Source organism: Advenella kashmirensis WT001 (genome assembly GCF_000219915.2).
Taxonomy (GTDB): Bacteria; Pseudomonadota; Gammaproteobacteria; order Burkholderiales; family Burkholderiaceae_B; genus Advenella; species Advenella kashmirensis.
The window spans coordinates 4,267,212-4,283,952 of sequence record NC_017964.1 but is presented as its reverse complement, the minus strand read 5'-3'; the positions used below and the strand labels follow the sequence as shown (position 1 = coordinate 4,283,952).

The window sequence follows — 16,741 nt, the reverse complement described above, 5'->3', positions numbered from 1 at the left end:
TCTACAACGCGATGGTAAAGCCGCCATCCACGGCCAGCGTCTGGCCTGTGACAAACGAGGCTTCCCGCGAAGCCAGGTAGCATACGGCGCTGGCAATGTCGTTGGGGCTGCCCCATTTTTGCTGGGGCACGCGGTCAAACAGCCATTGGTTAAAGTCCTTGTCGTTTTGCAACGCATCATTGAACTCGGTGGCAATGTAGCCGGGCGCGACCGCATTCACGGTAATGTGATGCGGGCTCAGTTCCACGGCCCATTGCCGGGCCAGCGCATGCAGGCCGGCCTTGGCGACAGTGTAAGCGGAAATATCCTTGCGTCCCTGCAGGCCCGTGACCGAACCGGTCACAATAATGCGTCCGTATTTTTGCTGCACCATATGGGTGGCCAGATGGCGGCCCAGTGCCCATTGTGCGGTCAGATTGAGCCAGAGCACTTCTTCGAACTTTTCCTGGGGAAAAGTCAGCAGGCTTTCACGATGCTGCATGGCGGCATTGGCCATGAAAATCTGGATGGGGCCGTGTTCCTGGATCAGTCGGTCAACGGCGGCGACCGACTGCTGGATATCTGCCGCATCAAAAGGCGCTTGGATAATCTCCAACCCTGCCTGGCGCAGGGTGTCTGCGGCCTGCGATACTGTCTGCGCCGATCTGCCATTGATGATGACCCTGGCGCCCTGCTCGGCCAGCGCACGCGCACTGGCCAGTCCGATACCCCGGCTGGAGCCGGTCACCAAAGCAAGCTGCCCGTCCAGAGAGAATCGCGCCGCGCCCTTAGAAATTGACATTAGCCGCACCCTTCAATTGCAGGATCTCGCGCGCTTCGTCGGGGCTGGCAATCTGCAGATTCAGGCCCTCGAGCACCTGGCGTATCTGCGAGACCTGATCGGCGTTAGACTCGGCCAGCCGTTTCGGTGCAATCCAGAGCGAATCTTCCAGGCCAACCCGCACATTGGAGCCCATGCTCGCCCCCATGGAGGCCAGCGGGATCTGGTTACGCCCCGCACCCAGGATCGACCATTGGTAATCCTGCCCGAACAGACGGTCCGCGGTGCGGCGCATATGCATCAGATCTTCCGGATGCGGGCCAATGCCGCCCAGCAAGCCGAATACGGACTGAATGAAAGGGGGCGATTTGACCAAGCCGCGATCCATGAAGTGGGCCAGGTTATACAAATGGCTGATGTCATAGCATTCAAATTCAAAGCGCGTACCGTTGTCGTTGCCCAGGCGCAGGATGGTTTCAATATCCTTGAAGGTGTTTTTGAACACCAGATCGCGGCTTTTTTCCAGGTGCTCGCGCTCCCATTCGTGCTTGAACTCTTTGAAGCGATCCAGCATGGTGTACAGGCCGAAGTTCATGGAGCCCATATTCAGGGAGGCCAGCTCAGGCTTGAAGGTGGTGGCCGGGCGCATGCGTTCTTCCACCGTCATGTGGGGGCTGCCGCCGGTGGTGATGTTTATGACGGCATCGGTTTCTGCTTTGATGCGGGCCAGAAATGGCTTGAAAAATTCAGGGTCCTGAGTGGGACGACCGTCTTTGGGGTCGCGCGCGTGCAGGTGCAGGATGGCGGCGCCGGCACGGGCGGCGGCAATCGCGTCATCGGCAATCTGGTCGGCAGTGACCGGCAGATGTGCGGACATGCTGGGCGTGTGAATCGCACCGGTGACAGCGCAGGTAATAATAACTTTGTGTGGTTTTTTGCTTGTGCTCATAACGTGTTATCCAGTTTCAGAAAATAAGTTGCGGTTCCGATGCTGACGCAGTGCGGGGCTATGGTGCAAGCCCTTGGTGGTCGGTACCGGATCAGTAGCGGGTCAGCAGGGGTCCTGCTTATTGCTGTCGGTGTCTTGGGCATGCTGCTTGTGGGCCGCCAGCGCCATCAGACGCTGATCGCGCCAGGCCCGGCGTGCGGCCAGTTCTGTTTCCGGCAGGTCGGCCCGGCGGGCCGTTGTGACGCTGTCTATCAGCTCGCCTGACCAGGGTCGGGTATCGACCTGGGTTTTGGCCAGTTCCTGATACAGCGGCCCATAGCGCTGGGCATAGTCGCCGATGCCTGTGGCGCGTTCAGGTCGATGGTTTCGAACGGCCCCATAAACGACCAGCGTAGCCCCAGGCCGTTGCTGACCGTGGTGTCCAGATCCTGCACCGAGACATAACCCTGCTCCACTAGCCGGAAGGCCTCGCGCAGCAGCGCGCCCTGCAGCCGGTTCAGAATGAAACCGTCGATCTCCCGCAATACAGTGACTGGTTTTTGGTTTACGGCATCCATGAGAGCACGGGCGCGCTCGACCGTTTGTTCGCTGGTCCATGGGGCACCGCACAGTTCCACCACAGGAATCAGGGACGGCGGTTGACCGGATGGGCAACCAGACAGCGGGCGCGACCGGCCAGCCCCTCGGTAAACGCCGAGGCTGGAATACCCGAAGTGGAACTGGCCAGAATGGCCTCTGGTGGGGCGGCGGCATCCAGCCGGGCAAAAATATCCAGTTTAATGTCCAGCACTTCGGGCAGATTCTCCTGCACATAGCTGGCATCGGCAACCGCCGCTTCCAGGCTATCTGCGACCCGGATGCACGCCATGGCGCCGGGTACATCGTTAATCAGGCCGTACTGCGCCAGCGTATGCATTTGCTGCTCGATCAGCGTGACTGCCTGACGGGCAGCCTGGGCATTGCCGTCCCATAGCGTGGTGACGCAACCGGCGCGGGCAAAGACCACCGCCCAGGCCTGGCCGATCAGGCCGGTGCCGATAATACTGACTGAAGCAATAGGGGCATTCACGATGACAGGGTTTCCGCAAGAAGTGGGGGCAGGGTATGGCTCATGTCGGTGATCGACCGTGGCCATACTGGATTGCCCCCGTAATGGTATGAAAGCGCGTGTTTACAGCTTGCACGCAGCCGATTCGGACTCGGGGCCGTAGGCTTCCTCACCCGGAATGGTGGCAGACACTTTGAAGTAATCCCACTCACCTTTGGATTCAGAAGGTTTCTTTACCTCGTACAGGAACATATCGTGCACCAGCAGGCCGTTAGGCCGCACTTTGCCGTTTTTGATATAAAAATCGGCAATCGGATTTGATTTGAACCAGTTCATGATGGTCTTGCCATCGTCAGTGCCGCTGGCAGCCACCGCTTTCAGGTAGGTTTTGACCGCCGAATAGTCGCCGCCCTGGTTGAAGGTTGGCATGGCGCCGTGTTTTTTCATGAAAGCCTGCGACCAGGTGCGGGAGGCTTCGTCCTGATCCCAGTACCAGGGGGCAGTGCGGTACATGCCCTGGGTTGGCTCCAGCCCCAGCGCATGAATGTCACTGATGTACACCTGCAGGCCGGCCAGCCGCATGCTGGAGGTCACGCCAAAGTCGTTGGCTGCCTTGACTGCCGAGATGAAGTCATTGCCTGAATTGGCCAGGCCCAGAATTTTGGCGCCCGAGGACTGGGCCTGCAGCATGTAGGACGAAAAGTCGGCCGTACTCAGCGGTACTTTGACGCTGCCCATGACTTTGCCGCCCGACTGGTTGACCACTTCGGATGCGGTTTTCTGCAGGGCATGGCCGAACGCATAATCTGCGGTAATAAAGAACCAGTCTTTGCCCCCCTGCTTGAGCACGGCGGATGCTACACCATAGGCCGTCGCGCGGGTATTGTAGGCGTAATGCACGGTGTAGGGAGTGCAGTATTCGTTAGTGATGGCGGTGGCGCCGGCCCCCACGGAAATGAGCGGGATTTGTTTTTTGGCGGCCACGGTGGCGATGGCCAGGGTGGTGGCTGAATTGGTGCCGCCGATGATCACGTCAATTTTATTCTGGTCGATCCATGCGCGGGCTTTTGAGGCCGCCAGATCGGCGCGGTTCTGGTGATCGGCCGTCACAAGCGTGATTTTGCTACCATCAATGGCGCCGCCTACCTCGTCAATCGCCATCTGGATGGCCACGGTGCCGCCCGGGCCGTCGGTATCGGCGTACACGCCGGACATATCGGTAATAAAGCCGATGCGGATTTCCTTATCCGAAATACCGGCTGCGGCATGTGCCAGCGGGGTTGCAGCCAGCGCGCAGCACCCGGCAAGCACTAATGTTGTTGATTTCATCCTGTCTCCTATACACTGCGGTTGCAGAAGGTCGTTGTTGTTGATATAAGTAGACTATAACAACTGTGATCACAGAAAAAACCTTGGTAATTACCCTTATATGAAAAACGAAAGAGAAGTCACTTCCAGCCGGCAAACCCTGAGCGCATCCGTTCTGGAACAGATCAAACAGATGCTGTGGAGTGGCAGGGTCATGCCTGGGGAACAGCTCTCTATCCGGAAAACCGCCGAGGCGCTGGGTGTGAGCATGATGCCGGTGCGCGACGCCTTTTCCCGGCTGGTGGCCGATCACGCGCTGGAAGTGACGCCAAACCGCTCGGTGCGAGTGCCCGTCCTGAGTGTGGGAACTTTCACGGAAATTACCCGGATCCGTTTTGAGATCGAAGGGATGGCGGTGGCCGAAGCAACGGGAAATGTCACTGCATCGCTGCTGTCGGACATTTCCCTGATCAACGATACGTTGTCACGGGAAATGGCCAAGCCGCAGGCCGATACGCAGGAACTGGTCAGTCTGAATCAGCAGTTTCACTTTGCCATTTATGAGGCTGCAGCCATGCCGGTGCTGTTCCAGATGATAGAGAGCATGTGGCTGCGAATCGGCCCCATACTGAACTACGACCTGCGCCAGGGCTCGCCCCGTACCCGCGAGCAGGTGGCCGTGGCGCATCATCGGGCCATGATCGGGGCATTGCAGCGTGGTGATGCCGAGGCAGCCCGGCGGGCCGTGGTTGCCGACATCCGAGAAGCTTTCGAATATATGACCACGCGCATGCCCAGCCTGTTTCTGCCGCCGGATGGCAGCAGCCCCGGCCACTGAAGTGAACTCGCAGGGCTTGCCGGAAGCCCTGGCGGATCAATACAGTTTTTCTGTATGGCCATCCACTGCCAGCGCCTGTCCTGAAATATTCAGGGCTAGATCGCTGCACACGAAGAGCGCCTGGTTGGCGATATCGTCTGCGGTGACCATGGTATGCATGGCCGACTGGGCTTTGTAGGTATCTTCCACCTCGGCGTGGGGTTTGCCCAGCATTTTGGCTTTGGCGCTGATGACCTGCTGAATGCGCGGGCCGTCTACGGCGCCGGGGCAAATCGCATTGACGCGGATGCCGTCGGGCCCCAGTTCATTGGCCAGGGAGCGGGTAAAGCCGATGACGGCCCATTTGGAGGCCGAATAGGGCGTGCGGCCGGCAAAGCCCAGGCGGCCCGCTGCCGATGACAGATTGACAATGGCCGGGTGGGTTCCCTTGCGCAAATGCGGCAACGCATTCTGCACATAAAGAAACTGGCCGGTGATGTTGATGCGCAGGGTATTTTCCCATTCTGCAAGCGTGATATCCTCTACCGGTCCGGTCGGGCCGGCAATGCCGGCGTTGTTGATCAGAATATCCAGTCCGCCCAGTGCCTGGACGGCCTGCTCCACACTGCGCACGACATCGCGCTCATTGCCCGCGTCCGCCGTGACGGCATGTACTTGCGGCAACTGCGACTTCAAGGTTTTGAGCGCAGCTTCGTTGATATCGGTAACAAACACCGATGCACCTGCCTTGGTGAAAACATGCGCCATGGCCAGCCCGATGCCGCTGCCACCGGCTGTGATCAATACACGTCGTCCCTGCAAATCCATATATGTCTCCTGGTTATGGTGAAAATTGTCACTTTATGCCGAGTATCATAACTGGCACAGCGAAAATATTAAAGTGTGATCACAGTAACCGCTGGTAAAAATATCAGAGTGTGGTGCCGATCAGTCGTTTACGACAGGCAGCGGCAGGGCTGTGGCAAGGTCACTTTGCGGTCATGGCCGGTCTCGGATCTTGCACTTTTGCGGTTACAATAAACCGTCGTCAAAAACGCCCTATCAGAGATTGCAGCTGCCGGTCAAACCCTGTCGCGGCGCTGGTCGCAATCGTCAGGAGAAACAGTCAAGTGCAGGATATACGCAAGCAAGTAAGTCTGGTCGGTGTGCCGACCGATGTCGGCGCGGGCCATCGCGGTGCGAGCATGGGCCCGGAAGCCATTCGGGTTGCCGGGATCACACAAACGCTGGCGCAATTGGGCATCGCGGTGCGGGACTGCGGTAATCTGAATGGCCCGCCCAATCCCTGGTTGCCGCCACAGGCAGGCTACCGGCATCTGGAACAGGTTATCGCCTGGAACCAGCTGGCCCATGATGCGCTGTATGCCGAGCTGTGCCAGGGACGATTCCCCATTATGCTGGGGGGCGATCACTGTCTTGGGGTGGGGTCAATTTCTGCGGTATCGCGCTATTGCAGGGAACAGGGCCGCAAACTGCGGGTGTTGTGGCTGGACGCGCATACCGACTTCAATACGGCCGACCTGACACCCAGCGGCAATATCCATGGCATGCCGGTAGCGTGCCTGTTTGGTCATGGGCCGCGAGAGCTGGTGGAAATGGCCGGGCAGGTGCCGGCATTGCAGGCTGATATGTTGCGCCAGATCGGGATTCGCAGTGTGGACGAAGGTGAGAAAACATTCATCCATCAGCAGGGCATAGAAGTATTCGATATGCGTTTCATTGACGAGCATGGTATGCGCCATACCATGGAACAGGCCTTGCATGGCCTGGATGAAAACACTCACTTGCATGTGAGTTTTGATGTGGATTTCCTGGATCCGGATATTGCACCTGGCGTAGGCACTACCGTGCGCGGCGGGCCCAATTATCGGGAAGCCCAGCTATGCATGGAGATGATTGCCGATACCGAATGCATGGCTTCGCTCGATATTGTCGAGCTCAATCCGGCACTGGATGTACGTAACCAGACCGCCGAAGTGGCGCTGGACCTGGTGCGCAGCCTGTTCGGACAAAGCACGCTGGTGCGCCCCAAACACAAAAATGGTTCTGGCAGGCAATAATGCAACAAACAACAACGAGTCAGGAAAAAAACAAGACGGTTCTTGAACGGTTCCTGCACGCCCTTATTTTTGAAGTGCTGGCCATCGGCTATCGGCCCCGCTGGCCGCCGTGCTCTCTGGTCATTCCATGACCGACATGGGGGTGGTGACGGTTGTGATTGCCATTATGGCGCTGATCTGGAATATGGTTTACAACGCCATGTTCGACCGCTTTCTGGCCGCTAGCGGAAAAACCAAGACGCTGATCATGCGGATCTGGCACAGCATTGGTTTTGAACTGGGCCTGTTGGTCATGGCAATTCCATTTGTGATGTGGTGGCTGAACATCGGCTTATGGGAAGCGCTGGTGCTCGACATCGGGCTGATTCTGTTCTATCTGCCTTACGCGTATATCTACAATCTGGTTTACGACACCCTGCGCAGCCGCTACTGGGGGCGGCAACCGCAAGAGTGTTAATGAGGTAAGTGGACCGTGTACCCGGCACCTCCCGAGTCGCAGCACCGTCAGCGAATTATTTCCGTTGTGATGGCAGGGCCCACAAGGCACCAGCCTTCCTGGCCCGGCCGTGCACAGGACAATCCTCATCGTGCGCACCCGCCAGGTAGCCGGTACTCATCAGGAACTCGCCAACAATTTCGCCGCCCGTGAACTTGAATGTTTTGCGAAACAGGCGCACCCATTCTTCTTTATTCATGGGATGGTGTCGATCCAGCCAGGCCTTGAAGGACCCATGTTCTTTTTGCAGTCCCTGAATGACCTGTGCATTGTGAATGGCTGCATTGATCTTCAGGCGATTGCGGATGATCCCCGCGTCCTGCAGTAGCCGTTCGCGATCAGCGTCAGAGTAGGCCGCAACGGTATCAATATCAAACTTGTCATACGCGCGCAGAAAATTCGCTTCCTTGTTCAGTATGGTCGACCAGGACAACCCTGCCTGGTTGATTTCCAGGATCAGCCGGCCAAATAGCTCATTGTCATTGTTCACCGGAAACCCGTAACGTTCGTCATGGTAAGAACGATGAAGGGAAGCCGATTCTGGCGGCAATTGGGCAACGAATACGCAGTAACTCATGGTGTTTCCTGATCAGGCAAAAAAGGGCAGTTGCAAACCACCAGGGTCTGCTAACATTCTGCATTATTCTACCTCCTGGACAGACCTGCAGTGACCGGCCACGTTGTCGGGCTTGCGACCAACCGCCATCATGAGCCAATCTGCACCCACTTCTTTGCTTGCGCTTAATCGCTACGAAATTGCGCTCGTGATTATTACTGTCTTCTGGGGCGCCACCTTTCTGATCGTACAGAAAGCGCTGGTGCACAGTGATCCATTCGTTTTTGTCGGCATGCGCTTTGGCTGTGCCGCGCTGGCCATGATGCTGTGTTCCCTGCGCATTCTGCGCGGATTGACGAGTCTGGAAGTGCGTGCCGGGCTGCTGATCGGTCTGTGTATTTTTCTGGGCTACAGCCTGCAGACGGTTGGCCTGCAGACCATTGCCAGCAGCAAGTCGGCGTTTATTACGGCCTTGTATGTGCCGCTGGTCCCGCTGATGCAATGGTTGTTTCTGAAACGTCCGCCAACGCTCATGAACTGGATCGGTGCCACCATGGCCTTTATCGGGCTGGTATTGCTGGCTGATCCGCAAAGCATGGAAGGCGGGGCGGGTACGGGGGAGTGGCTGACCGTCTTCAGCGCGATCGCGATCGCGGTGGAAGTGATTCTGATCAGCCGTTTTGCCGGTCAGGTGGATCTGCGGCGGGTGACCATCGTGCAACTGGCCACTGCATCATTGCTGGCAGGCCTGACGGGGTTGCCCGAGGCGAGGGCATGCCCGATCTGGCCTCGCCCGTGCTGCTGATTAGTATTCTGGTGCTGGGCCTGGCCAGTGCGGTGATCCAGATCACGATGAATTGGGCCCAGAACCATATTTCCGCCACGCGCGCCACCGTCATTTATGCGGGCGAACCGGTATGGGCAGGTATCATCGGTCGGGTATTTGCCGACGAACGACATTCGGCGCTGGCGCTGTTTGGCGCCGTATTGATTATCGTGAGCGTGGTGGTAAGCGAACTCAGGCTGCGGGTGCGACGACGACCGCCAGCAGCGCTGCCCTGACCCTTGCAGTATCGCGCTCGGGCCGCTGCCTGCGGGACCGGCCCGGGCAATGCGTTTCACGGTCCGTATTTAAGGACCGTATTTTTTGTTCAGGGTCAGTCTTTTTATGCGATCCGTGTAGAGGTTTGATTTACTGCTGCGATTTGGCCATGGCCTGTTCCATTATTTTGGCGCTGCGCTGATAGGCAGGCCGTTGCGTGATGCGGTCCACGTAGGCCTTAAATGCAGGGCGTGGTTCAAGTGCACCGAACTGCATATAAAACCGGATTGCCGAACCCACGTACACATCGGCAGCAGTGAACTGCTCGCCGCAAATCCAGGTGGTGCTGGACACAGCCTGCTCCAGCACATCGACCGTGCGCTCCAGTGTGCCAAAACCCAGCATCGCGCTTTTGTCCGCCGGAATGGGCATACCCAGGGATTTCATGGTGATCGCTTCCTCCAGCGGCCCGGCCGCAAAGAACAGCCAGCGATAATAAGCGCCGCGTGAGGGGCTGTCGATCGCGGGCGCCAGGTTTTTCTGCGGGTACTGATCCGCCAGAAATGCGCAGATGGCCGCGCCTTCGGTAACCACCTGGCCGTCATGCATGATGGCCGGAACCTTGCCCATCGGATTGATGGCCAGATACTCGGGTGTTTTCATGGCTCCCTGATAGTTCAGATAGACGGTATCGTACGGTTCGCCCAACTCTTCCAGCATCCAGTGGATAACCGCAGCGCGGGACTGTGGGTTGGAGTAAAAGGTAATGCGGCTGGCTGACATGATGGAATCCTTACAGGAAAAAAGGGTGATAGGGAAAAAGATTGCGCTTCGCTCTTATCATAGTGTGCAGGTGCCGGGCAGGGCAAATTGAATTGCAGGTTGCCGCTTTGCCTTTCATTGGTCAGGCGGTGCTTATAATGGAATGACAGGGCATGGCAGCGCCATTGCCTAGCGCGGCATTTTCATATTTTGAACGGACGAGGTCAGGCAATGAAAACACGGATCGAGAAAGATAGTATGGGACAACTGGATGTTCCGGCCCAGGCGCTTTATGGTGCGCAGACTCAACGCGCCATTAATAATTTTCCGATCAGCGGACAGCGTCTGCCAGCTGCCTTTATCCACTCCCTGTTGCTGGCCAAGGCGGCGGCGGCCAAAGCCAATGTCAGGCTCAAACAGATTCCACCTGACATGGGTCAGGCAATCGTAACTTCCGTGGATACCTTGCTCGAAGGCGATTTCATGGTGCATTTTCCCATCGACATCTACCAGACCGGATCGGGCACCAGCACCAACATGAACGCCAACGAGGTGCTGGCCACGCTGGCAAGTAAACTGTATGGCGAGCCGGTCAGCCCCAATGATCATGTCAATTACGGGCAAAGCAGCAACGATATGATTCCTGGCACCATTCATATCAGCGCAGCGGTGCAACTGCACAAAGAACTGTTGCCGGCACTCACACATCTGGCCAAAGTGATTCGCAAAAAAGCGCGCGCAGTGGATCGCTATGTGAAGACGGGCCGGACCCACTTGATGGACGCCATGCCGGTACGCATGAGCCAGTCGCTCGAAGGCTGGGCAGTGCAGGTCGAACAGAATATCCAGTTGCTTAAGGCGCAGCAGCCGCTGCTGCAGACTCTGGCGCAGGGCGGCACCGCGGTGGGTACGGGCATCAATGCCCATCCAAAATTTGCTGCTGAGTTTGCCCGCCAGATCAGTACGCTGACGGGGGTGCGATTTAAACCAGCCGAAAACTTCTTTGCCCATATCAGCTCCCAGGATATTGCCGTGGCGCTGTCAGGACAGCTCAAGACCACGGCGGTCACGCTCATGAAAATTGCCAATGATCTGCGCTGGATGAATTCGGGCCCGCTGGCCGGCCTGGGAGAGATTGAACTGGAAGCGCTGCAGCCGGGCTCGTCGATCATGCCGGGCAAGGTCAATCCGGTGATTCCCGAGGCTACTGCCATGGTCGCTGCCCAGGTGATCGGCAACGATGCCGCCATTACCGTGGGCGGGCAGGCAGGCAATTTTGAATTGAACGTCATGCTGCCCATGATTGCCCACAACCTGCTGGGCAGTATTCAGTTGCTGGCCAATGTGTCGCGCCTGCTGGCCGATAAAGCCATTGCCACCTTCAAAGTCAATGAGGCCAGGCTGCAGGAGGCGCTGGACAAGAATCCGATTCTGGTCACAGCGCTCAATCCGGTGGTCGGGTACCTGAAAGCGGCAGAAATCGCCAAGCAGGCATACAAGGAAAAGCGGCCGGTGATCGACGTGGCTGACGAAAACACCGATCTGGGCCAGGCGCAATTGCGCAAGCTGCTTGACCCGAAAAAACTGACCGAGGGCGGACTGTAACCACCATGATGAACATGCCTGGTGAATATGCAGTCTGAAATAGCAATGGAACAGCTCGAGTTTTTCGACATTCCCAGCCCCTGCCGGGGGATATGCGAAGTGAACAGCCGCGGCCTGTGCCGGGGCTGTCTGCGCAACCGGGAAGAGCGGTTTCAATGGCAGACCTTTTCAGACTCCCGCAAGCGCGAAATATTGCGCCTGTGTACCCAGCGCAGGCACAAGCTGATTCTGGAAGCGCTGGCGGCACGGGCGCAGGCAACTGGCGGCCAGGCAGCAGATAACCAGACCGGTATTGAAGACGACGAGCCACGCCTGCCGGGCACCTGATTGATGCGCAACGTCGGTACCGCCTTCTGGCGGCCACGGATTCCGGCACGTGGCGCAACGCCTCTGCTTTCCCTGTTGCCCTGTCGCGCGCCACAATACCCTTGCAGTTGCTAGGCGGTGGAATTGTCGCTCTGGGTTGCGGCATCATTGCCCGGGAACTGCGTCATATCCATCCACATGATTTCCCAGATATGGCCATCCAGGTCATTTATGCTGCGACCGTACATGAAGCCATGTTCCTGGGGTTCCCGGGCTTCGCTCGCACCCAGCGCCAGGGCACGGTTGGTAAACTCGTCTACCTGTTCCCGGGAATCGCGACTGATACAGAGCAGCACTTCACTGCTTTTGTGGGCGTCGGCAACCGGCTTGGGGGTGAAGTCGGAAAACCGCTTTTGTTGAAGAAACATCACACTTGCCATGGGCTGATGGGCATGCACAACGCGTTTTCATCGCAGAACATGGCGTTAAAGGTAAAGCCCAGGCCCGAGAAAAATGTTTTGGTCGCTTCAACCGAGCTGACCGGCAGATTAACGTAAAGCAGGGTGGGGTTGTCTGTATTCATGGTGAACTCCAGTAGGATTATCGGGGTGATTTGCTGCCAAAGTAATTCAGATACCAGATCTTGCCGAACCTGTCGGTAAGCGCCGCGAACAAGTCTGCCCATGGCGCCGGCCCGGGTGGCACGGTAATGATGCCGCCGCTGGCGAGAATCTCCAGGCAACGGCGCAGGTTGTCTTCACTGTCAAGGCTCACGCCGAAGCCGAAATCGTTGCCCGGACGATAGCCTGCGGGACCGTTCATGTCGCTTCCCAGAATCATAAAGTCCTGGTTGACCAGATGTCCATGCATGATTGCCTGGGGGTTGGACAACGAGGCTGCACAGCCAGAGTCGGACGACATGGGTGGGCTGTCGGCCACGGTCTGGAACTTGAGCTCGCCACCGAAGCAGGCATGGTACAGCGTGAGCGCCTGACGACACTGGCCATCGAAATTCAGATAGGGTGAGAGCGTGACGCGCATGAGGACCTCCGGTTGGCTGTCGTTGACATGGTGACACTATAGAGGCGCAACACATGGGCTGAAAAGTGCAGATAACGGCAATTGAGCGGGTTGATTGCGACAACATTCTGCCGTATAGTGGGCGCGTATCCGGTCGTGTGTGCTACCGGAAATCCGCAAGCGGAGTGTGCCATGAAGCAGATTGTTTTTCTTGTACCCCAAGGCGTCAATCTTGCCGGTCTGGAACAGGCCAGGTTGGGTCTTGCCGAAGCCTGCAGCTATCGTAAGCAGCAAAACCTGCCCATGCCGTTCGAGGTATCGCTGGCGGGCGCGCAAAGCGACATACGGGCCGGCAACGGGCATTACACGATCCATCCGGATCATCTGTTGCCGGATATTCCGCAAGCGGATCTGTATATTGTGCCGCCGACCACGCCATCGCCCGCAGCGTTAAGTGAAAACGCCAAGCTGATCGGCTGGATCGGCGCCAAATTTGCACAGGGTGCGCCGGTAGCCAGCCTGTGCATGGGTAGTTCCCTGCTGGCGGCGGCAGGTATTCTGGACGGGTTGCGGGCGGTGACGCACTGGCAGGCCCTGGAGGCCATGCAACAGGCCTTTCCCCGGGTACGCTGGAATGCCGAGAAAACCATGGATTTTGATGGGGGTGTCTTTACCAGCGGCGGCGCGATTTCGGCCAGCCGCCTGATCCTGCACCTGATCGAAATGCACTCGGACCGGGCCACAGCCATCTATTGTGCCAAGGTATTCCAGCTCGATTATGAACGTCACTCACAGCTGCCGTTTTCCATTTTCAATGGCTGGAAGGCGCATGGCGACGCAAGCATCACCCCGGTGCAATCCTTTCTGGAACGGCACTATTCGGAAAAAATTACTGTAGAGCAATTATGCGACTCTTTCGCCATGGGGCGACGCACGCTGGAGCGGCGCTTTCGCAAGGCCACCGGGCAATCGGTATTGGAATATCAGCAGCGTATCCGGGTGGAAGCGGCCAAGCGGCAACTTGAGATGACCAGCAGTACGATTTCAGATGTGATGTACGGGGTGGGCTATAACGACGCCAAGGCCTTTCGCGATACTTTTCGTAAATATAGCGGCTTATCGCCACTGGCTTATAGAGAGCGGTATCAGTAGAACATGGCCAGGGCCAGACCTGACAGACTGTGACATGAGCAGCCACTGGCGCGCCCGTCGTCGCCTGCGCGGCGCGTCGTCGGGTCATCTCGCTAACACAGGTATCGCTTACCGTCGGCTCTGGAAGAGCCCTCGCCGACGGCTTCATGTACAACAAACCCAACCGTGAGCTGCCAACCCCCGATAGTGCAGGGGCGTTGCGTTGGCAAACTCAATAAATGGCGCCCACGCGCGACAGCTTGCCAATTTCTTCGATGGCATGCATGCCTGTTTGCACCTGATTCTCCGATAGAGACTTGCCGTATTGGGCCAGCCCGCGAACCTTTTCACGAATCTCCTCGCGCGACAGGGTATTGCCCGGATCGCCCTTGGGTTCATCGACCCGGCCCTGCAGCGTACGACCATCCAGGGTCACGACCGATACCTTGCCAATCCAGCGCTGTGGGTAGGCGGTGTCAACTTCTTCGTCCAGCTCCATGGCGACCCGGTCGCGAAAGTCTGCGACGGCCTGGTCATTGAGTGCTGCATCGAACTCGGGCATGCCGGCACGCTGGCGCAGAGCGATCAGCGCCAGCACCGTACCCATGGAGAATTTTGACTGATGCACGGTCTCGGGGCGGGTTACCGCGCCCAGAACGTCGATGGCGCCCTGATGCACATGTGTAATTACACGGCTGATATCGGCGGCGGCAAGTCCATGGTCCTGCATGACCTTTGCCAGTGCATCGGCGGCAGGATGCGTATGACGGCACGAGGCGTGGTACTTGAATGAGGTTTCAGCCAGGGCCCAGCGCGAGCCCAGGCGGTCGGTCAGACGGGCCGGATCGGCATCGCTGGACATACCTGCGCCCATGCCCTGTGCGCCTTCGAGAATCTGTTTGGCGCCGGTAAAACCATCGCGCGCCAGCCAGGCGGCGGTCAGGCCATTGGCAGCCGCTTTGGCCGTATGCAGCTGCTTGGAATCGGCGGCAGTACGCAAAAACTCCCACAAGCCGGCGGCCTGGGTGCCGGCCGAGCCGATGGCATAGAGCATTTGCGCAGGCGACAGTCCCATCAACCGGCCGGCGGCCACGGCCGCCGCAATGGTGCCGGCCGTGCCGGTGGTATGAAAGATACGGTAGTGCGAACGCCCCAGAAACTCGCCCACACGAATGCCGACCTCGTAGCCGGCGACGCAGGCAGTCAGCAGATCCCGACCGGAAGCGCCCGTCTCCTGGGCCACGGCCAGCGCTGCAGGAAACACGACAGCCGCCGGATGAAATACCGAGCCGTTATGTACATCGTCCTGTTCCACCATATGCGCCGCAGCGCCGTTGATCAGCGCGGCGAACAGCGGCGAGGTGGTCTGCGTAGAGCCGATGATTTGCGCACTGCCCTGGGCCGGGCCCATGGCCAGTGCAAAATCACGGATCGATTTGACCGGTCGCGCCGGATAGCCTGCGAGCATGGAACCAAAGGTATCCAGCAGAAAATCTTCACAGCGGGCAATAACCGCTGCAGGAATCATCTCATAGCTGAGCGTGGCGGAAAATTCGGCGAGAGTGGCGCTGGGCGTTTGTGTCATAACAGGCTTCCTGGACAAAAAACGGATAATAATGGGCCGGATCAGAACGAACGGGGCAGGCCCAGAACGTGCTCGGCAACATAAGAATAAATCAGATTGGTTGAAATAGGCGCGACCTGATACAAGCGGGTTTCACGGAACTTGCGCTCTACATCGTATTCATTGGCAAAGCCGAAGCCGCCGTGGAACTGCAAACATGCATTGGCTGCTTCCCACGAGGCTTCCGAGGCCAGCAGCTTGGCCATATTGGCCTGGGTGCCGCAGGCCTGTTTGGCATCAAAACGGCGCGCCGCGTCATAGCGCATCAGGCTGGCCGCTTCGATATTGATGAAGGCCTTGGCGATAGGAAACTGTACGCCCTGGTTCTGGCCGATAGGGCGACCGAACACCTTGCGCTCCTTGACGTAGGCGCTGACTTTGTCGATAAACCAGTAACCGTCGCCGATACATTCGGCCGCAATCAGCGTGCGTTCGGCATTTAAGCCGTCAAGGATATATTTGAACCCCTTGCCTTCTTCGCCGATCAGGCTTTCTTCAGGCAGTTCGAGATTGTCAAAAAACAGCTCGTTGGTTTCGTGGTTCACCATGTTCGGGATAGGCTGCAGGGTCATGCCACCCTTGAGGGCAGCGTGAATATCGACCAGGAAAATGGACATACCCTCGGACTTGCGGGTGACCTGATCCAGCGGGGTGGTGCGCGCCAGCAGAATCATAAGATCAGAATGCTGGACACGGGAAATCCATACTTTCTGGCCATTGATCACGTAGCGGCCGTCTTTTTTGACGGCGGTGGTTTTGATTTTGGTGGTGTCGGTGCCCGTGGTCGGTTCGGTCACAGCCATGGACTGCAAACGCAACTGGCCGGTAGCGATCTGGGCAGGTAGCGTTTTTTCTGCTCGTCCGATCCATGGCGCAGCAGTGTACCCATGTTATACATCTGGCCGTGGCAGGCTCCGGAATTACCCCCACAACGGTTGATCTCCTCCATGATGACGCTCGCTTCAGTTAGACTGAGGCCCGAACCACCATATTCCTGGGGAATCAGGGCAGCCAGCCAGCCAGCCTCGGTCAGGGCATTGACAAAGGCCTCGGGGTAGGCGCGTTTCTCGTCAATATCACGAAAATACTCAGCAGGAAATTGGGCGCACAAATCACGAATGGCATCGCGAATGTCCTGGTAGGCGTCAGCTTGATGTTGCATGATGGAAGTCTCGGAAATGTTAACAGGAACAGCCTGTACTTTGACAGATTGCACCGGTTCTGAATATTGATGTT

The 16,741-nt window shown here is 57.8% G+C and carries 20 protein-coding genes and 2 pseudogenes; 9 read left to right on the top strand and 13 right to left on the bottom strand.

The window, feature by feature from the left end:
* Position 1 precedes the first annotated feature (1 nt).
* The 5 genes and pseudogenes from TKWG_RS20160 to TKWG_RS20145 all read right to left on the bottom strand — a co-directional run bounded on the left by TKWG_RS20160 (position 2) and on the right by TKWG_RS20145 (position 4,086).
* Positions 2 to 781, bottom strand: coding sequence for an SDR family NAD(P)-dependent oxidoreductase (locus TKWG_RS20160; RefSeq protein ID WP_014752627.1), 780 nt, complete (start codon positions 779 to 781; stop codon positions 2 to 4).
* A complete protein-coding gene (locus tag TKWG_RS20155) occupies positions 768 to 1,709 on the bottom strand; it encodes a BKACE family enzyme (protein WP_014752626.1) in 942 nt (313 codons plus the stop codon). The genes TKWG_RS20160 and TKWG_RS20155 overlap by 14 nt, the downstream gene beginning before the upstream one ends.
* 251 nt (positions 1,710 to 1,960) lie before the next feature.
* Positions 1,961 to 2,266, bottom strand: a complete 306-nt coding sequence (locus tag TKWG_RS26755) for a 3-hydroxyacyl-CoA dehydrogenase family protein (protein WP_322786645.1) — start codon at positions 2,264 to 2,266, stop codon at positions 1,961 to 1,963.
* 18 nt (positions 2,267 to 2,284) lie between these two features.
* A pseudogene (locus TKWG_RS26750) lies at positions 2,285 to 2,844 on the bottom strand (3-hydroxyacyl-CoA dehydrogenase NAD-binding domain-containing protein); the annotation flags it as partial.
* 36 nt (positions 2,845 to 2,880) lie between these two features.
* Positions 2,881 to 4,086 (bottom strand): ABC transporter substrate-binding protein, encoded by a 1,206-nt coding sequence (locus TKWG_RS20145; protein ID WP_014752624.1) that lies wholly within the window; start codon positions 4,084 to 4,086, stop codon positions 2,881 to 2,883.
* 100 nt (positions 4,087 to 4,186) lie between these two features.
* Between TKWG_RS20145 and TKWG_RS20140 the strand changes: the two genes are divergently transcribed.
* A complete protein-coding gene (locus TKWG_RS20140) occupies positions 4,187 to 4,903 on the top strand; it encodes a GntR family transcriptional regulator (RefSeq protein ID WP_014752623.1) in 717 nt (238 codons plus the stop codon).
* A gap of 36 nt (positions 4,904 to 4,939) precedes the next feature.
* On the opposite strand, the gene TKWG_RS20135 is transcribed toward TKWG_RS20140, so the two are convergent.
* Positions 4,940 to 5,710: an SDR family oxidoreductase gene (locus TKWG_RS20135; protein WP_014752622.1), complete on the bottom strand. Its 771-nt coding sequence runs from the start codon at positions 5,708 to 5,710 to the stop codon at positions 4,940 to 4,942.
* 302 nt (positions 5,711 to 6,012) lie between these two features.
* On the opposite strand from TKWG_RS20135, the gene rocF reads away from it, so the two are divergent.
* The 3 genes from rocF to TKWG_RS20125 are packed head-to-tail and all read left to right on the top strand — an operon-like array spanning position 6,013 to position 7,420.
* Positions 6,013 to 6,963 (top strand): arginase, encoded by a 951-nt coding sequence (rocF, locus tag TKWG_RS20130; protein WP_014752621.1) that lies wholly within the window; start codon positions 6,013 to 6,015, stop codon positions 6,961 to 6,963.
* Positions 6,963 to 7,094, top strand: coding sequence for a hypothetical protein (locus TKWG_RS26295; protein ID WP_264300259.1), 132 nt, complete (start codon positions 6,963 to 6,965; stop codon positions 7,092 to 7,094). Before rocF ends, TKWG_RS26295 begins: the two co-directional genes overlap by 1 nt.
* Positions 7,091 to 7,420 (top strand): PACE efflux transporter, encoded by a 330-nt coding sequence (locus TKWG_RS20125; RefSeq protein ID WP_014752620.1) that lies wholly within the window; start codon positions 7,091 to 7,093, stop codon positions 7,418 to 7,420. Before TKWG_RS26295 ends, TKWG_RS20125 begins: the two co-directional genes overlap by 4 nt.
* 55 nt (positions 7,421 to 7,475) lie before the next feature.
* On the opposite strand, the gene TKWG_RS20120 is transcribed toward TKWG_RS20125, so the two are convergent.
* Positions 7,476 to 8,036 (bottom strand): DNA-3-methyladenine glycosylase I, encoded by a 561-nt coding sequence (locus TKWG_RS20120; RefSeq protein ID WP_014752619.1) that lies wholly within the window; start codon positions 8,034 to 8,036, stop codon positions 7,476 to 7,478.
* Between the two features lie 130 nt (positions 8,037 to 8,166).
* On the opposite strand from TKWG_RS20120, the gene TKWG_RS20115 reads away from it, so the two are divergent.
* Together TKWG_RS20115 and TKWG_RS26745 are read left to right on the top strand one after the other, a co-directional pair.
* Entirely contained in the window at positions 8,167 to 8,820 is a 654-nt protein-coding gene (locus tag TKWG_RS20115; RefSeq protein ID WP_322786580.1) for a DMT family transporter, read from the top strand.
* A complete protein-coding gene (locus TKWG_RS26745) occupies positions 8,790 to 9,077 on the top strand; it encodes an EamA family transporter (RefSeq protein ID WP_014752617.1) in 288 nt (95 codons plus the stop codon). Before TKWG_RS20115 ends, TKWG_RS26745 begins: the two co-directional genes overlap by 31 nt.
* 130 nt (positions 9,078 to 9,207) lie before the next feature.
* On the opposite strand, the gene TKWG_RS20110 is transcribed toward TKWG_RS26745, so the two are convergent.
* Entirely contained in the window at positions 9,208 to 9,840 is a 633-nt protein-coding gene (locus tag TKWG_RS20110; RefSeq protein ID WP_014752616.1) for a glutathione S-transferase family protein, read from the bottom strand.
* A 210-nt stretch (positions 9,841 to 10,050) separates the two neighbouring features.
* Here TKWG_RS20110 and TKWG_RS20105 point away from each other — a divergent pair, with 210 nt between their 5' ends.
* Together TKWG_RS20105 and TKWG_RS20100 are read left to right on the top strand one after the other, a co-directional pair.
* On the top strand, positions 10,051 to 11,424 hold the full coding sequence (locus tag TKWG_RS20105; RefSeq protein WP_014752615.1) for a class II fumarate hydratase: 1,374 nt from the start codon (positions 10,051 to 10,053) through the stop codon (positions 11,422 to 11,424).
* 27 nt (positions 11,425 to 11,451) lie between these two features.
* Positions 11,452 to 11,751 (top strand): DUF1289 domain-containing protein, encoded by a 300-nt coding sequence (locus TKWG_RS20100; RefSeq protein ID WP_238534449.1) that lies wholly within the window; start codon positions 11,452 to 11,454, stop codon positions 11,749 to 11,751.
* A gap of 110 nt (positions 11,752 to 11,861) precedes the next feature.
* On the opposite strand, the gene TKWG_RS20095 is transcribed toward TKWG_RS20100, so the two are convergent.
* From TKWG_RS20095 to TKWG_RS20090, 3 genes are read right to left on the bottom strand one after another with little or no spacing between them, the layout of a single operon-like run.
* Positions 11,862 to 12,158, bottom strand: coding sequence for a VOC family protein (locus tag TKWG_RS20095; protein ID WP_014752613.1), 297 nt, complete (start codon positions 12,156 to 12,158; stop codon positions 11,862 to 11,864).
* A complete protein-coding gene (locus TKWG_RS25610; protein ID WP_014752612.1) occupies positions 12,158 to 12,313 on the bottom strand; it encodes a VOC family protein in 156 nt (51 codons plus the stop codon). The genes TKWG_RS20095 and TKWG_RS25610 overlap by 1 nt, the downstream gene beginning before the upstream one ends.
* Before the next feature lie 17 nt (positions 12,314 to 12,330).
* Positions 12,331 to 12,771: a VOC family protein gene (locus tag TKWG_RS20090; protein WP_014752611.1), complete on the bottom strand. Its 441-nt coding sequence runs from the start codon at positions 12,769 to 12,771 to the stop codon at positions 12,331 to 12,333.
* A gap of 171 nt (positions 12,772 to 12,942) precedes the next feature.
* Here TKWG_RS20090 and TKWG_RS20085 point away from each other — a divergent pair, with 171 nt between their 5' ends.
* A complete protein-coding gene (locus TKWG_RS20085; protein ID WP_014752610.1) occupies positions 12,943 to 13,902 on the top strand; it encodes a GlxA family transcriptional regulator in 960 nt (319 codons plus the stop codon).
* Between the two features lie 211 nt (positions 13,903 to 14,113).
* Here the strand turns inward: TKWG_RS20085 and TKWG_RS20080 are convergent, their stop codons facing one another.
* Positions 14,114 to 15,484 (bottom strand): MmgE/PrpD family protein, encoded by a 1,371-nt coding sequence (locus TKWG_RS20080; protein WP_041709677.1) that lies wholly within the window; start codon positions 15,482 to 15,484, stop codon positions 14,114 to 14,116.
* A gap of 23 nt (positions 15,485 to 15,507) precedes the next feature.
* Positions 15,508 to 16,667 (bottom strand): annotated as a pseudogene (locus TKWG_RS20075) (acyl-CoA dehydrogenase family protein).
* Positions 16,668 to 16,741: the final 74 nt, after the last annotated feature.

Bases quoted from the DNA above. Each gene is read 5' to 3' on its own strand.
- TKWG_RS26295 (WP_264300259.1), top strand. From the start codon at position 6,963: ATGCAACAAACAACAACGAGTCAGGAAAAAAACAAGACGGTTCTTGAA.
- TKWG_RS20140 (WP_014752623.1), top strand. From the start codon at position 4,187: ATGAAAAACGAAAGAGAAGTCACTTCCAGCCGGCAAACCCTGAGCGCA.
- TKWG_RS20100 (WP_238534449.1), top strand. From the start codon at position 11,452: ATGCAGTCTGAAATAGCAATGGAACAGCTCGAGTTTTTCGACATTCCC.
- TKWG_RS20120 (WP_014752619.1), bottom strand. From the start codon at position 8,036: ATGAGTTACTGCGTATTCGTTGCCCAATTGCCGCCAGAATCGGCTTCC.
- TKWG_RS20115 (WP_322786580.1), top strand. From the start codon at position 8,167: ATGAGCCAATCTGCACCCACTTCTTTGCTTGCGCTTAATCGCTACGAA.
- TKWG_RS20145 (WP_014752624.1), bottom strand. From the start codon at position 4,086: ATGAAATCAACAACATTAGTGCTTGCCGGGTGCTGCGCGCTGGCTGCA.
- TKWG_RS20085 (WP_014752610.1), top strand. From the start codon at position 12,943: ATGAAGCAGATTGTTTTTCTTGTACCCCAAGGCGTCAATCTTGCCGGT.
- TKWG_RS26755 (WP_322786645.1), bottom strand. From the start codon at position 2,266: ATGGATGCCGTAAACCAAAAACCAGTCACTGTATTGCGGGAGATCGAC.
- TKWG_RS20110 (WP_014752616.1), bottom strand. From the start codon at position 9,840: ATGTCAGCCAGCCGCATTACCTTTTACTCCAACCCACAGTCCCGCGCT.
- TKWG_RS20160 (WP_014752627.1), bottom strand. From the start codon at position 781: ATGTCAATTTCTAAGGGCGCGGCGCGATTCTCTCTGGACGGGCAGCTT.
- TKWG_RS20090 (WP_014752611.1), bottom strand. From the start codon at position 12,771: ATGCGCGTCACGCTCTCACCCTATCTGAATTTCGATGGCCAGTGTCGT.
- TKWG_RS20135 (WP_014752622.1), bottom strand. From the start codon at position 5,710: ATGGATTTGCAGGGACGACGTGTATTGATCACAGCCGGTGGCAGCGGC.
- TKWG_RS20155 (WP_014752626.1), bottom strand. From the start codon at position 1,709: ATGAGCACAAGCAAAAAACCACACAAAGTTATTATTACCTGCGCTGTC.
- TKWG_RS25610 (WP_014752612.1), bottom strand. From the start codon at position 12,313: ATGAATACAGACAACCCCACCCTGCTTTACGTTAATCTGCCGGTCAGC.
- TKWG_RS26745 (WP_014752617.1), top strand. From the start codon at position 8,790: ATGCCCGATCTGGCCTCGCCCGTGCTGCTGATTAGTATTCTGGTGCTG.
- TKWG_RS20095 (WP_014752613.1), bottom strand. From the start codon at position 12,158: ATGTTTCTTCAACAAAAGCGGTTTTCCGACTTCACCCCCAAGCCGGTT.
- TKWG_RS20105 (WP_014752615.1), top strand. From the start codon at position 10,051: ATGAAAACACGGATCGAGAAAGATAGTATGGGACAACTGGATGTTCCG.
- TKWG_RS20125 (WP_014752620.1), top strand. From the start codon at position 7,091: ATGACCGACATGGGGGTGGTGACGGTTGTGATTGCCATTATGGCGCTG.